Below are 15,056 nucleotides of genomic sequence, written 5' to 3'. Positions count from 1 at the left end.
AAACATGAACAGCTCAGGGGCATACTTACCGCGTTCAGCCTGAATCAGCGCCTTCGCTTGCTCACGTTTTGCTAATAACATCTTGAGCCCCGGATGCACCGCCAGCGTGTCATCTATCAAGCCCTGCGGTTGTGGCATCTGTGGATTAATAAACAGCGGTGTTAACGCTACAGCTCCCTTCAGCTTCACCATCTGATCTAAGGCTAACTGGGTGATGTCGAGACGACGGCGAGAAGTTTGCGTATCAACCCGAGCCCGATCATAAGCAGCTTCAGCGGAAAGCCGCTCAACTTGAGCAATCTGCCCCTGTGCTTCCAGCTTGCGGGCATGATCAAGATGGCGCGCCAGCCCCTGTTCAATCTCTTGTTTGGTCTGAACCAGTTGCGTCGCAAGCACCACCCCAAAATAGGTCTGGGAGAGGCTTTCAAAACTCGCCTGCTGTTTCAAGGCCAGCAACTCCCGCGCCTCCTCAACCTGTGCTGCCCGGACCTGTTGCGCGGCATCAATTCGCCCCCCAACAAACAGCGGCCAGAGCATTCTTACAGAGCTGGTGACACGGTTCTGTTCGGTCAGCGAAGCGGCCAACCATTTCGAGTCGATGCCCATCGAGCCAAGCGTCTCTCCCACCACGGCAGAATGTTCCAGCTGGTTATCCAATCCCATTAGGTCGGGTTTGGCAATCCGCGCATAATCGGCAGACAAGGTGATATCGGGCAAATACATGGCCTTAGCAGCCTCACGCAGCAAGGTGGCACGATCTACGCTTGCTTGCTCAGCAGCCAAGCCATCATCTTGCTGCATGACTCGGGTCCATGCCTCACTAAAGCTGAGCGACTGCGCCTGAGCTGAGCTAATAAACACGCCTAGCAGACACGGTAAAAGCAATTTGATGTGCGTTGACGTCATACATCCCCGACCGATGTTGTAACAAATATGTTTGGATTTTTTACTCTATTCATAGGCGGCAAATCATACCCGATTTAAATCTGCCGTCATTGACCGCGCGCCACAGATCTTGGATTTACCCACCTGCAGGCCATCGCAGCGACCACCATACTGCACCGCGACAGCGCACCGACCGCCAGCACTGAACCTAACAAACGACACCAAAATTGGACACAATTAAACCCAACCAACAGGGGGTATCCACGTAGCGGGAGGGCAAAAAAACACCATGGCGTCCATCAACATGCCAACTAGGGGAGTCGATGTCAGAAAGCACCGACTGACAACCAAGGGGGAAAACATATAAGCTGCTGTCAGGATTGGCATGATGTCACTCTCTATGCACTAATGGTCACTCACTGTGGCACCTCTTGGATCTAGCCTAGCGTGACCATCGCACCACCGATGACGGCACCTATTTCACCTATCAACGTAAGCACACTTTTTATGAATGTTCGCATACTCAGTCTGATTCTGGCGACCAGCGGGTTAGTCGCTTGCTCCACCACACCGCCGACCGATACCGAGCTTGCCCAAGGCGCAGCACAAGGTAATGGCAACGCACAATATGAGCTGGCCAAACGGCTAGCCGCTAAACCTGATTACCCTAACGCCATGCATTGGATGCAGCAGGCGGCTCAATCTTCCGGCCCAGAGGCGGCGGGTCAGTCAGTACGCGCTAACGCCGCATGGCAGGTCGGGGAGTGGTATCGCAGCGGACTTGGCGAGCCCAAAAATCCGGCCCTTGCCGAGCAATGGTGGCAACGCGCAGCCCGCCTTGGCAACAGCCAAGCCAGCTACCAACTGGGCCTGAACTGTCAGCAACGCTACCAAGGCAAACTGGCCAGTGAGTGTCTCGACTGGTTTGAGCAAGGGGCAAGACGGGATCACGCCCCCTCCCAGTTAGTGCTGGGGCAGTGGTATGCCCGCCAACCCGGTGCCGAGGTAGATGCTATCAAGTGGCTGGAAAAAGCCGCCGAGTTAGGGAATGGAGATGCCCAATACCAACTTGGGTTGCGCTATGAGCAGGGCAAAGGGGTCGCCAAACGCCCAGACTTAGCCCAGCGTTGGTATGAAAAAGCCGCCGCCCAGCAGCAGCCAGATGCGCTGCTATGGCTTGCGCGCAAAGCAGCACCGGCAGATGAATTGGTGGCCTACCAACGGGCGGCTAACGCTGGCTCCGCCGGTGCACAGCTCTGGCTCGGCATGGCCTATCTGGCAGGGGAAAAGGTGACGGTTGACCCAGCCCTAGGTCGCTACTGGCTTGAACTAGCGGCGGGCCATGGCTCCCATGAGGCGGAATACCAACTGAGCTTGCAAGAGCGCGACTATGATACCCGGGTCCACTGGCTAACCTTGGCGGCACAAGGTGGGATCAGCAAAGCCTACTTCGAGTTGGGCCAACTGCAACAAGAGCAAGATGACTTGGAACAAGCCAGGGTCAACTACGGCAAAGCCGCTGCGCAGGGTCACCGCCAAGCGCAGTACGCTTACGGTGAGATGCTGCGGCTGGGGCTGGGGGGGAAAGAAGATTACGCCCTCGCCCTGCAGCAGTATCAACTAGCGGCCCACCGAGGCGATCGAATGGCGCAATATCGCATGGGCACCCTACGTGAAGGTGGCCTTGGTGCCCCCCGCAACCGAATCCACGCCTACGCGTGGCTATCATTGGCGGCCACCGAAGGCATGCCAGAAGCCGTGCAAGCCCGTAATGAGTTAGAAGAGGTGATGTCAACGCCTGAAATCAAGCAGGCGCAGCAACTATCAGAACATTGGTTTGGCAAAATCGAGGCCCCTAGCCAAAAAAGCTGAGCCCCTGTTCCCCCCAGCTGCAAGCTAGCCCAAGCAGGAGAGGCCTCTCGCTCCTGCTTGTGACTAGCCTTATCAGATGTGGCGCCGACCGCCATCCTCACCGCAGACATCACCACCCATAATAAAATAGGGAGGCGACATGCCTCCCTATTGACTGGCTGCGCCAGCATATCATCTGAGATCAGCGGTTAGCGCTGACTACCGCTACCGATACCAAATGGAATACGGTATTGGCTGCGCTGTGCCCCTAAGCTCACCGTCAGATTGCCCTGAGCACGGCTCGGGATTTTTACCTGCTGGGTCCCCAACAGATTAGCGTGTACCGATGCCAGCACATCACCTGATTCATCCCGCACTTCTAACATCGGCTGGCTGTTTCCCTCTACCGCGGCTGTCGCATGCCAGTTAACAAACAGCACACCTGGAGCGGCGTTAAAATCAGCCGGTATAGCAGCGTTGGCAACACCGGTGGTCATCAGGCCTGCAATGGCCAGCATTTTGATTAGCTTGTTCATGTTTTTCTCGCTCATTTGGTTATGTCATTGAAGGCCGGTGTGGCCATCCTCAATGCATCCATGCAAGAGGTCATTCAAATAGTATGTTGCTCTTTAGGTGGCACCAGACACGGATTAGTAGGTGGTGATGCGCCAGAATGACCTGTTGTTGCACTACTTGGCTCTCCTGCCTAAGCGTTGAGTAAATATTAACCGCCATTATCTTGGGTTGTTAGCGAGATAAACTGCCTTAGTGATTCAAAAAAATTGAATCACCTGTAAAGCTGGGGTTCATAAAGCTCCAGTGAAGGTCGCTGACGCGGACCGTAAACCATATCAACAAGGGGATTCGCTAAGAGCGAGTACGCAGGAGCTAGACATCGAGCGACCAGCCAAAAAGGGACAAACCCAAGAGCCAAGAGCCAAGAGGACATTCATCCATGATGGCATCAATCGATGCACAGTGCAGAGGCAGGTGTCGAGCCTATAGCAGCAACAAAAAAGGCCTGATTTCTCAGGCCCTTGCTCCATCACCAGTACGGTGCTACTGCTTGGTCCCTTGGGGGGACTTGAGGTAGCGGAAGAACTCGCTATCCGGTTTCAGTACCATCAAATCACCACCAGCGGCAAAGCTCTTGCGGTAGGCCTCCATACTACGCACGAAGCTGAAAAACTCAGGATCTTGCTTGTAGCTGTCGGCGTAGATTTTGGCGGCTTCCGCGTCACCCTCACCTCGAAGCTGACGCGCATTACTCTCCACATCGGCAATCATGACGGTGACTTTACGGTCAATGTCTGCTCGCAAAATCTCAGCCTGCTCACGCCCCTGCGAACGATGTTCACGGGCAACCGCAGTCCGTTCGGCACGCATCCGCTGATAGATAGAGCTGGAAACTTCAACCGGTAGGTTGATCTGTTTGATCCGCACATCGACTACCTTGATACCGAGCTCGGAGGAGCGCGCCATCTTCATCAAGGCATCTTCCATCACGGTACTGCGCTCGCCAGAGACGATATCTTTGATGGTGCGGTTACCGATCTCGGAGCGCAAACCGTTATTGATCTTGCGCTTGAGCAGATCCTCCGCCTGCATTTTATTACCGCCACCAGTTGCCAAGTAGTATTTGGAGAAATCCTCGATCTTCCACTTCACGTAGGAATCGATGATCAGATCCTTCTTCTCGGAGGTCACAAAACGATCCGCCTGCCCCTCAAGCGTTTGAATGCGGGAATCCAACTTACGCACTTGATCAATCATCGGCACTTTAAAGTGCAGACCAGGCTCGTAGAGCCGCGGTTCGCCGGAGTCGACTCGTTTCACCTTACCAAACTGCACCACAATCCCCTTCTGCCCTTCATCAATGATGAAAATGGAAGAAAAGCAGACCATGACTGCCACGGCGATTGCACCAATAGCTAGCTTTTTCATCTATTAGTTTCTCCCCGAGCTGAAACGATCACCACTGCGCAGTGGCGTTGGTGTGGAGTTAGCACCCTCATTGGTAGGGGCAGAGACCTCATTCACTGGGGCACTCGCCGGCCGAGCGGGCTGCACCGCATTCGCTTTACCTGATAACTTATCAAGCGGCAGATAGATCATGCTGTTGTTGCCAGCTGGCATGTCGACCACGACCTTGTTGGTTTGCTGATAGAGGTCTTCCATTGTTTCCAGATAGATACGCTCACGAGTCAATTCGGGCGCAGCTTGATACTGGGGCAACAGCTCATTAAAACGGGCCACTTCCCCCTTCGCTTTTAAGACGATCTGGGATTTGTAAGCCTCTGCTTCTTGCTCCAAGCGCTTGACCTGACCACGCGCTTTTGGCTCTACTTCACGGGCATAGGCTTCCGCTTCACGAATAAAGCGCTGCTCATCTTCTTGGGCTGATATGGCGTCATCAAAGGCGTCTTTCACCTCTTCAGGCGGACGTGCGGGCAAGAAGTTCACATCGACAATTTGCAAGCCCATTTGATAGGGCTCAATGATGCCATCGACGACTTGCCACGTCTCTTGACGCACTTTTTCCCGTCCAGTGGTCAACACATCATCCATCTTGGTGTGGCCAACAACATAGCGCAGGGCACTATCTGTCGCCTGACTCAGGCTCTCATCGGCATTGGTCACACTAAACAGATACTGCTCGGGATTGACTACGCGGTATTGCACGTCCATCTCAACCCGTACCACGTTTTCATCTTGAGTCAGCATGAAACCTGACGCAGGAAGAGAGCGCACGGACTCCACATCCACTGGAAGCACGCGGTCAATAAAGGTCGGTTTCCAACGCAAGCCGGGTTCGACGATATGGGAAAACTCCCCAAACCGCAGCACGACGCCTCGCTCAGCTTCGCGGATGGTATAAAAACCGCTCACGACCCATACCACCACGGCGATAATCAGGGCAATGGACAGGCCAAAACGGCCCACATCACCACCGGATTTGCCCTCCCCAAACAAGCCGCCAAACCGGCGACTCACCTTACGCAGCAGTTCATCCAAATCAGGGGGGCCCTGATTCTTACCGTTGTTCCCCCAAGGGTCACGGTCTTTGCCGTTGTTTCCAGGCTCATTCCAAGCCATCAGCGTCTCCATTAATACAAGCGGATGGATATCATCTCTATCTGACCATTAATGTCTGATAAAGCGTTGTAAACTCTCACCTTCCTGTTTCACGAGGCGATTCCAGTCGGCTGCCTGCAGGCGCACCTCCAGCACGAAATCTCCCTCCTCGCTAAACTCTTCCTGCTCAATTCCTTTCAGCCGATAAAGCGCACTGCGCAACTTTGCTGCTGAGGGAGGAAGTTGCAGAGTGTGGTGCACCATGGTCGTGGCCAATAACTCGGCCAGCGCTTGAAACAGGTATGCACACCCTTCGCCAGTCTGAGCCGACAACCAGACGCGCACAGGGCGCCCCTCATCATCCCGCTCTAACCCAGCTGGACGCTCCGCTAATTTATCGATCTTGTTACAGACCATCAGCTGAGGTCGATCATCGGCTTCAATTTCTGCCAACACCTGTTGCACTGACTCGATATTCTCTTGCATCTGCTCATCAGCACAGTCCACCACATGCAGTAGCAGATCCGCTTCGCGGGTCTCCTGCAAGGTTGCTTTGAAGGCGGCGACCAGATCATGGGGCAAGTGTCGAATAAATCCAACTGTATCTGCCAAAATTACATCACCAACATCTCGGATCTCTATTTTGCGCAATGTAGGATCAAGGGTCGCGAATAGCTGATCGGCAGCATACACGCTGGCAGCTGTAAGTTGGTTGAACAGGGTGGACTTTCCGGCATTGGTGTAGCCCACCAGTGACACGGTCGGCACCTCATTGCGATTACGGGCTCGGCGTCCCTGCTCGCGCTGCTTAGCGACCTTATCGAGTCGACGCAAGATGGCTTTGATCCGTTCGCGCAACAAACGACGGTCAGTCTCTAGTTGCGTCTCACCTGGCCCACGTAAACCGATCCCGCCCTTTTGCCGCTCTAGGTGGGTCCAACCTCGCACCAATCGTGTCGAAAGGTGGCGTAATTGGGCTAACTCAACTTGTAACTTACCTTCGTGAGTTCGTGCACGTTGAGCAAAAATATCGAGAATCAAGCCAGTCCTATCTACAACGCGACACTGGAATAAACGCTCTAGGTTACGTTCTTGGGCTGGCGTGAGAGCATGGTTGAAGATCACCACATCGGCTCCCAGCATCTGAACGTGGGATGCGATCTCTTCAGCCTTACCACTGCCGACAAAAAATTTGGCGCTGGGAGCATGACGGCTAGTGGTGAGCACACCTAACGAATTTACTCCAGCAGAGCTCACCAACATTTTGAGCTCTTCCAGATCCTCTCGTTCTCCTTCATCACTGAAGTTCACGTGCACCAGAACGGCCTGTTCACCAGCTTCGTAACGGTCAAACAAGCACTTGCTCCTTAACGGGTATCATATCAACAACTCTGAATTGGCGAGCGAACCCGCCTTGATTTATCACGATTCGGTATGACCCTCGTCATCAGCCCCACTGCCAGGCACCGGCTGGTGATGATTAACCGCACGGGCAGGAACCACAGTAGAAATGGCGTGCTTATATACCATCTGGCTCACGGTGTTTTTCAGCAAAATAACAAACTGATCAAAGGATTCGATCTGACCTTGAAGTTTGATGCCGTTCACCAAATAAATAGAAACAGGAATCCGCTCACGGCGCAGCGCATTCAAAAACGGGTCTTGGAGAGATTGCCCCTTAGCCATTTTTCTTTTCCTTATAGTTTGTTGTTTTTAAACACCGAATATTTATATAACAACCTGATTATACAGAGAGTGTCAAGCCGCACCAGCGCGAGCGAGTATCCGTTCAAGATTGTCTGCATCGCCAGATTCTAACCACGTCAGATCAGGCCAACTGCGCAACCACGTCATCTGTCGTTTTGCTAATTGACGAGTAGCCACAATGCCACGATAACGCATCTCATCATACCCGACCTCATCGTTTAGATAGTCCCACATCTGGCGGTAACCGACACAACGAATGGAGGGCAAGTCTGGGGTCAAATCCCCCCGCGCCATGAGCATGCGTACCTCTTGTTCAAAACCACCAAGTAACATCTTGTCAAAGCGCTGCTCAATACGCTGATGCAGCACACTGCGCTCGCTAGGAGCAATTGCAAATTGCGCGACGTGATAAGGCAGCCCCGCCCCCTGAACTTGGGTCAACTCCGTCAATGTTTTACCACTGATGCGGTAGACCTCGAGCGCTCGGCTGAGCCGCTGCGGATCGTTAGGGTGAATACGCGCTCCCGCCACCGGATCAATCCGCACCAGCTCGGCATGCAGGGTCTGCCAACCCAGTCTTGCTGCTTCGTCTTCAAGTTTGGCACGAATAACAGGGTCGGCGGCCGGTAGCGGTGAGAGTCCTTCCAGCAGGGCTTTGAAATAGAGCATCGTACCGCCTACCAGCAGGGGAATACGCCCACGCCCACTGATATCGCTCATCTCTTGCAAAGCATCACGACAAAAATCAGCCGCCGAATAGCTCATGGCCGGATCAAGAATATCGATAAGACGATGGGGAGCCTGCGCCAACTCATCAGCGCTAGGTTTGGCGGTGCCGATATCCATGCCATGGTAAATCAGCGCGGAATCGACGCTGATAATGTCACATGGCAGCGCCTGACAGAGGGCAATGGCGAGATCCGTCTTGCCAGACGCCGTCGGCCCCATCAGAAAAATGGCGGTCGGCAAGTGAGCCACGTTTAGTCTCCTTCTACGTCAGCAGAGCATGCAAACTCCGCTAACACCTGTGCTAATGAGAGTGGGCGAACCATCTGTTTATTACTGAGCGGGTCACTCACCTCGCTCACCAGTTCGCTCAGCAAGCGACTGGCGGCGGCAAAATCGTACACTTTTTCATGACTTACCCCCTGATCCACCAACCACTGGCAAAGCACTTGTGCTTGCTGATCTGGGGCGATATGAAGACCGCTTTCGATAAGCTGCAACAGTTCAGGCAACAAGCTCACCAAGTCAGTCTGACGCAATAGAGCAGGCACCCGCGTCAAGATCATGGTGTCGCGCCCCCCACTTTTCAACTCCAGCCCCATCCGTTTGAGCAAACGCTCTTGCTCCGCGACTAGGGTTATCAACGGCTTAGGCAGCTTAAAAGAGACCGGCAATAACAGTGGCTGCGCCGCAAATCCTTGGCCCCACGCCCCCAACAACCAATGACGCAGTAACACCCGCTCTGCCTGCACTAACGACAGCAAGGCTAACGCCTGCTCGCGCTCAATGAGCAAATAGGTTTGCGCTACCAAGGTCAGTGGACGCCATCCTCCTGAGGCCGGTGCCACGGATGCCGCCGCCGGTATGGTCTTAGGAGCATCCATGGCGGCAACGGCGGGCTCATTGATGGGCAAGGTGGTGAGTAATTCCCCCATCCCACGAATCGCCGCTCGGCTAGGGGCTTCCGGTGGCAAGTAGTGGCTACCACGCCCTGCGTTGACCTGCTCTTGCACCTGTGGCGGTGCACGATACTGGTGCTCAGCGCCATACCACTCGGGGCGTGGGGCCTGACCGGGATAGTCGATAGTGGCGCCACTTGGCAGCTCAACCAGCGTCTCGGCCAGCGGGGCAGACTGCGGGCTGGGTGCTTGGCCCCCTTGACGCAATGCCGTAAACAACGCTTGAAAAATGAAGTCGTGAACGAGCCGAGCCTGATGAAACCGCACTTCGTGCTTGGCTGGGTGGACATTCACATCGACCTGACGAGGATCGAGCTCGATATAGAGTACATAAGCCGCAAACCGGTCGGCGGGTAGCAACTCGTCGTAGGCTTGGCGGATGGCGTGGTTGATAAGCTTATCGCGCATCATCCGACCGTTGACATAGGTGTATTGCAGGTCGTTCTGTGGCCGTGCCCCCTCCGGCGTCGCCAGCCAGCCCCACAGCCGCACGTCGCTGTGCTCGCTCTCTACCGCCAGCGCATGGTGCATAAAGGGAGTACCGCACACCGCCGCCAGCCGCCGTTCCTGCTCAGGTACTGTGGTGGCGCCCTTATATTGGCGTACCACCTTGCCGTTGTGGCGTAGGATCAGGGTCGCATCAAAGCGAGAGAGCGCGATGCGGCGCACCAACTCGTCGATATGGGCAAACTCGGTCTTTTCGCTGCGCATAAACTTGCGCCGCGCTGGGGTATTGAAGAAGAGATCCACTACCTCCACCGTAGTACCCACCGGATGGGCCGCCGGCTTGATGGTGACGTTCATCTCGCGCCCTTCCGCCTGCGCCTGCCACGCTTCTGCCTGTTCGGCGGTGCGGGAGGTAAAGGTCAACCGAGCAACCGAGCTGATGGAGGCGAGCGCCTCACCGCGAAAACCGAGGCTGTTGATCCCTTCCAGATCGTCCAGCGTGGCAACCTTGGAAGTAGCATGACGGGACAGCGCCAGCACCAGTTCGTCTTTAGCGACGCCACAGCCGTTGTCACGAATGCGGATCAGCTTGGAGCCCCCCTTATCGATGTCGATCTCAACCCGGTCGGCCCCCGCATCCAGGCTGTTTTCCACCAGCTCTTTCACCACAGAAGAGGGCCGCTCCACCACCTCACCCGCCGCAATCTGGTTGGCTAAGATTGGCGGTAAAATACGGATCGGCATTGCATCATCCTGAACGTTATTGTTGCGGAATATAGAGCACTTGCCCTATCTGAATATCGCGTGACTTGAGCTTGTTGATGTCGACCAACTGCGCTTGGGTTACTCGGTGTTTCTCTGCCAGTCGAGAGAGACTCTCACCCCGTTTCACCACATGGCGGATCATCTGCGATTTATCGTGCGCTGCACCACTGGTGACCACCGAGTAGGGTTTGATCACCCCAGCCCCTGATGCACTGCTAACACTGCTCACCGGGGCCCCGGTATCACGCACGGTTGCGGGCACCTTATTGGTCACTTGCTGCGTTGCGCGCTGACTGTTCACTGCCGCGCGCGGCGGCTGCCCCTTGCTCTGGCTTGCGCTTCTCTGACCCGTCAGCATGGCGCCTTTGGTCGGATGCGCCCGATAGTAATTGCGGATCCCCTCGAAAATGGCGCGCGCCAACTGGTCTTGATAACTAGAGGTAGCCAGTAATTTCTCTTCTGCATGGTTGGAGATAAACCCGGTTTCCACCAGCACCGAGGGAATATCTGGCGCTTTGAGCACTGCCAGACTGGCGTGTTCCGGCGCCTTTTTGTGCAACCGCGCAACCCTGCCCATGGCGCGCAGGATCTGGCGGCTAACCTCGTAGCCTTCAGCCCGCGATTTATCCATCGAGAGATCGAGGAAGGTCTGCGCCAAATAGGGGTTAGGGTCAGATTCAGCTAAGACTTTGCCCACTCCGCCTAACAGTTCGCCCTGTTTCTCCTGCTTCTCCAACCAGCCCCCCATCTCACGGTTAGCACGGTTAGTCGAGAGCACCCACACCGAGGCACCACGCGGGGTGGCATTATGAAAGCTGTCGGCATGCACCGAGACGAGTAGATCCGCCTTGGCTTTGCGGGCAATTTCCGACCGTTTGTTCAGATCAACAAAGTAGTCGCCACGGCGGGTCAGCACCGCACGCATCCCCGGCTCACGGTCGATCAGCGCTGCCAGCTTCTGGGAGACCGCCAGCGTTACCCGCTTCTCATAGGTACGACGCGGACCGATGGAGCCTGGGTCTTCCCCGCCATGGCCTGGGTCGATGGCAATCACCACCCCCTTGCCTTGGCCACCAACGGGAGCCGAGCGAACAGCCGCTGCTGAGCGCTTTTCCTCATAGGGCAGATCAATGACCAAGCGATGGCCATAAGGGCCTGCTGGCGCTAAGGGAAAAACGATAGGCTTGATTGCCGAGCTGAGATCCAGCACGAGGCGCAAGCCCCCTTTTTCTAGGGGCGAGCTCTGCCGAATTTTGCGCACCAGTTCACTGTTATTTTCGATGCGATCCAAATTCGCCGCGTTAGTGGCGTTGTTAAGATCGATCACCAGACGACTGGGCCCGTTGAGGGTGAAATAGTTAAAATTGGGGGCACTGCTCATATCGAGCACCACCCTAGTGTTATCGGGTGATGGCCAGATGCGCACACTTTTGAGCTGGTTCGCCCAGGCAGGTAGCGCGGCCAAAAGAAGAACCGTAATAAAGATTAAGCGCACGTAGATGACAACCGTTGCAAAATGGCTTCGCCAATGGCGGAACGCGCGTCCAGTAACGCCTCGCGCTGCTCGCCGACATAAGTCAGGGTCAGTTCTAAATCCGGTGCAGGCAGCCAGCCCTCACCTTTCTCTGGCCACTCGACTAAGCAGAGGGTATTCGCCGCGAAGTAATCGCGGATCCCCATAAATTCCAGCTCTTCAGGATCTGCCAAGCGATAGAGATCAAAGTGATACACCTGCCAATCGGCCAGCTCATAAGGTTCAACCAGGGTGTACGTTGGGCTTTTGACCTTGCCCTGATGGCCAAGACCCTGTACCCAACCTCGGGTTAAGGTCGTTTTACCAGCCCCCAGCGCGCCATGCAAAAATACGGTGGTGGCCTGCTGGCAGGCCTGGGCCAAGCGCCCACCAAGGGCGACGGTGGCTGCCTCATCCGGCAATATCATCATCAATTGTTTTGCCATGTTTTTCTTTATCAGCTTGTTTTAGCGTGTCAATCGTATCGGGTTTCGCGCCGATGAAGAAACATCAGCCCGACTATTGGCGAGGTAAAATACCACGGGGAGTGTGGCTTGCTAACCACCCATCGCCCACCTCATTTGATGCCTAATGTGGGCCACTAATTATCCTGATGATGGGGGGATTACGCCAGCCAATTCAATCGACTATCGCCTAAAACCGAGGGGGACTGGCTACAATGCCCCCAGCGAGGAATCCCCTAGACATCGTGATCTGCGTACCTCGCAGCCCCCATGGATAGCTCACATCGGCAGCAACCCGCACCGCCGTGTGATAAACTCCGCAGTCTTTGATTTGCCATCTATCCGTTCACATACCCTTGCAACAAGAGACACACAGTGGCCAGCACGCGATTACCGCCCAATGTTACTGGTGAGATGGACCATCTATGACTCCCCCTGACCTTCAGCAACTGGCTCAAGAGATCAAGCAATGGGCACGAGAGCTAGGATTTGACCAAGCAGGTATCACGGATACCGATCTGGCGATTGAGGAGCCCAGATTGCAGGCCTGGCTGGATGCAGGCCATCACGGCAGCATGGATTATATGGCGCGCCACGGCATGATGCGGGCCCGCCCTCACGAGCTGCTGCCGGGCACGGTGCGGGTCTTATCGGTGCGGATGAACTACCTGCCGTTCGAGGCGGGCTTCGCCGCTACCCTGCGCGATCCGACCCTCGGCTATATCAGCCGCTATGCCCTCGGCCGTGACTACCACAAACTGCTGCGTCATCGCCTCAAACAGCTAGGCGAACGGATCGATGTGCGCTGCGCCGAGTTATGTGCCGACCGGGCCCATCCTATCGCAGAGTGGCGTCCTTTCGTCGACTCGGCCCCGATTTTGGAACGACCACTGGCGGCGAAAGCGGGGCTCGGCTGGGTGGGCAAACACTCACTGTTGCTTAACGAGTCGGCTGGTTCCTTCTTTTTTCTAGGAGAGCTGCTGGTCAGTCTGCCGCTGCCCATCGACGCGCCGGTGGCAAAAGAGCAGTGCGGCAAATGCGTTGCCTGCATCAACATCTGCCCCACCGGCGCCATTGTCGCCCCCTACGTGGTGGATGCGCGCCGCTGTATCTCCTATCTCACCATCGAAAACGACGGCCCGATTCCGGAAGAGTTCAGGCCCTTGATGGGCAACCGCATCTACGGCTGCGACGACTGCCAGCTGATTTGCCCTTGGAACCGCTACGCTGGTGCCAGCGCTGAGCCGGATTTCAAAGCGCGCCCCAGCCTGCACCGCCCACCGCTGCTTGAGCTGTGGGGCTGGAGCGAGAACGATTTTCTCAAGCAGACCGAAGGGAGCGCCATCCGCCGCATTGGCTACCAACGCTGGCGCCGCAATCTGGCGGTCGCCCTTGGCAATGGCCCGGCAACGCCCGAGGTGTTCGCCGCCCTGAAAATGGGGCTGACCACCGCCGAGCACATGGTGGCGGAACATATCGAATGGGCCCTGACCACCTTGGCCCGGCGTCAAACGGAAGAGAACAAAAAGACCCGTTTGCTGATCCGCTGCATCGAAAAAGGGTTGTCGGATCACGCCTAGCTGATCTGCCCCTTGCCGGATGGCAGTGCTTTTTTCATGCTCTGTCGACCTGTAGTGACCAGCACAACGCTACCGCTGCCACTGGGTCGACAAACAATGTAAGGACAATACAGATGCAAATTTTAGGCGTGGATATTGGCGGCTCAGGGATCAAGGGCTGTGTGGTGGACACCGAAACCGGCCAACTGATCGGCGAACGCCATCGCATTGCGACCCCGCAACCCGCTACCCCAGCAGCGATTGCCCATACCCTTAAAGCGTTAGTGGAACACTTTAATTGGCAAGGGCCAATAGGTTGCGGTTTTCCCGCCACCATCCAGCACGGTATTGCGAAAAATGCCTCCAATATTGATAAGAGCTGGATTGAAACCGATGCCGAACATCTGTTTGCCGATGTCACCGGCCAGCCCTGCCACGTATTGAATGATGCCGATGCGGCTGGCATGGCCGAAATGCGTTTCGGCACTGGCAAGGATCGCAAGGGCGTCATTATCCTCATCACCGTCGGCACTGGGATTGGCACCGCAGTGTTCGTCAACGGCCAGCTGCTGCCCAACACTGAGCTGGGCCACTTGATGCTAGAGGGGATGGTGGCTGAGCATTACTGCTCCGATGCGGTACGCAAGCGCGAGGATCTCTCTTGGGGGCGTTGGGGTAAGCGCTTCAACAAGTATCTGGCTCGCCTTGAATTCCTGTTTTCCCCCGACCTGTTCATTCTGGGTGGGGGCAGCGCAGCCAAACTCGATAAATTTGTCGACCGCCTAACCACTCGCGCCCCGCTCATTCCCGCTGCCAGTCTCAATCAGGCCGGTATCATTGGGGCAGCACTGTACGCGGCCAACCGCACTCACGCTGGCCAATAACGGGATGATGGCTGTCTAATCTGCTGGCCACAACGCACTCGGTACCGGTGACGGTGGTCCCGTGGTAGGACGCAACAACCGTGGCCCAAAACAGCCCATTGCTTGGCAAGATTCGAATGGCGGCAACCTTAAGTTTTAGACGTCTAGACGTAGAAACATGCGTTGACATGGCCATCCAGACATCTTAGCATCATCGTCCATTATGGCAGAGCCACATAGTT

13 protein-coding genes are annotated in these 15,056 nt (G+C 55.6%); 3 read left to right on the top strand and 10 right to left on the bottom strand.

All coding sequences use genetic code 11. From position 1 onward, the window contains the following. The coding region (locus CUC53_RS08005; RefSeq protein WP_167386717.1) for a TolC family protein at nt 1-906 on the bottom strand (906 nt) is incomplete at its 3' end. Nucleotides 907-1,392: 486 nt separating this feature from the next. Here CUC53_RS08005 and CUC53_RS08000 point away from each other — a divergent pair. Beyond that, the gene (locus CUC53_RS08000) at nt 1,393-2,757 is read left to right on the top strand and encodes an SEL1-like repeat protein (protein WP_100293667.1); all 1,365 of its coding nucleotides are present in this window, start codon (nt 1,393-1,395) and stop codon (nt 2,755-2,757) included. Nucleotides 2,758-2,945: 188 nt separating this feature from the next. Here CUC53_RS08000 and CUC53_RS07995 read toward each other — a convergent pair whose 3' ends face one another. The 9 genes from CUC53_RS07995 to tsaE all read right to left on the bottom strand — a co-directional run bounded on the left by CUC53_RS07995 (nt 2,946) and on the right by tsaE (nt 12,374). Then, entirely contained in the window at nt 2,946-3,272 is a 327-nt protein-coding gene (locus CUC53_RS07995) for a hypothetical protein (protein WP_167386716.1), read from the bottom strand. 523 nt (nt 3,273-3,795) lie between these two features. Beyond that, entirely contained in the window at nt 3,796-4,680 is an 885-nt protein-coding gene (hflC, locus tag CUC53_RS07990) for a protease modulator HflC (RefSeq protein WP_100293665.1), read from the bottom strand. A 3-nt stretch (nt 4,681-4,683) separates the two neighbouring features. After that, nucleotides 4,684-5,832 carry an FtsH protease activity modulator HflK gene (hflK, locus tag CUC53_RS07985; protein ID WP_100293664.1) on the bottom strand — a complete coding sequence of 383 codons (1,149 nt, stop codon included), beginning with the start codon at nt 5,830-5,832 and terminating at the stop codon, nt 4,684-4,686. A 48-nt stretch (nt 5,833-5,880) separates the two neighbouring features. Then, nucleotides 5,881-7,167: a ribosome rescue GTPase HflX gene (gene hflX, locus CUC53_RS07980; RefSeq protein WP_100293663.1), complete on the bottom strand. Its 1,287-nt coding sequence runs from the start codon at nt 7,165-7,167 to the stop codon at nt 5,881-5,883. Between the two features lie 66 nt (nt 7,168-7,233). Beyond that, nucleotides 7,234-7,497 (bottom strand): RNA chaperone Hfq, encoded by a 264-nt coding sequence (hfq, locus tag CUC53_RS07975; RefSeq protein WP_100293662.1) that lies wholly within the window; start codon nt 7,495-7,497, stop codon nt 7,234-7,236. Between the two features lie 72 nt (nt 7,498-7,569). Further along, a complete protein-coding gene (gene miaA, locus CUC53_RS07970; RefSeq protein ID WP_100293668.1) occupies nt 7,570-8,487 on the bottom strand; it encodes a tRNA (adenosine(37)-N6)-dimethylallyltransferase MiaA in 918 nt (305 codons plus the stop codon). A gap of 11 nt (nt 8,488-8,498) precedes the next feature. Next, nucleotides 8,499-10,394 carry a DNA mismatch repair endonuclease MutL gene (gene mutL / locus CUC53_RS07965; RefSeq protein ID WP_100293661.1) on the bottom strand — a complete coding sequence of 632 codons (1,896 nt, stop codon included), beginning with the start codon at nt 10,392-10,394 and terminating at the stop codon, nt 8,499-8,501. Between the two features lie 16 nt (nt 10,395-10,410). Further along, a complete protein-coding gene (locus tag CUC53_RS07960) occupies nt 10,411-11,796 on the bottom strand; it encodes an N-acetylmuramoyl-L-alanine amidase (RefSeq protein ID WP_420808051.1) in 1,386 nt (461 codons plus the stop codon). 104 nt (nt 11,797-11,900) lie between these two features. Then, entirely contained in the window at nt 11,901-12,374 is a 474-nt protein-coding gene (tsaE, locus tag CUC53_RS07955) for a tRNA (adenosine(37)-N6)-threonylcarbamoyltransferase complex ATPase subunit type 1 TsaE (protein ID WP_100293659.1), read from the bottom strand. A 443-nt stretch (nt 12,375-12,817) separates the two neighbouring features. Between tsaE and queG the strand changes: the two genes are divergently transcribed. Both queG and ppgK read left to right on the top strand, forming a co-directional pair. Then, nucleotides 12,818-13,972: a tRNA epoxyqueuosine(34) reductase QueG gene (gene queG / locus CUC53_RS07950; RefSeq protein WP_100293658.1), complete on the top strand. Its 1,155-nt coding sequence runs from the start codon at nt 12,818-12,820 to the stop codon at nt 13,970-13,972. A gap of 113 nt (nt 13,973-14,085) precedes the next feature. After that, nucleotides 14,086-14,835: a polyphosphate--glucose phosphotransferase gene (ppgK, locus tag CUC53_RS07945; protein WP_100293657.1), complete on the top strand. Its 750-nt coding sequence runs from the start codon at nt 14,086-14,088 to the stop codon at nt 14,833-14,835. The last annotated feature ends 221 nt before the right edge of the window (nt 14,836-15,056 follow it).

It is taken from the genome of Aeromonas cavernicola (assembly GCF_002795305.1).
Classification (GTDB): domain Bacteria; phylum Pseudomonadota; class Gammaproteobacteria; order Enterobacterales; family Aeromonadaceae; genus Aeromonas; species Aeromonas cavernicola.
Note: the sequence above shows the minus strand (reverse complement) of the source record. Positions and strands in the feature narration are given on the sequence as shown.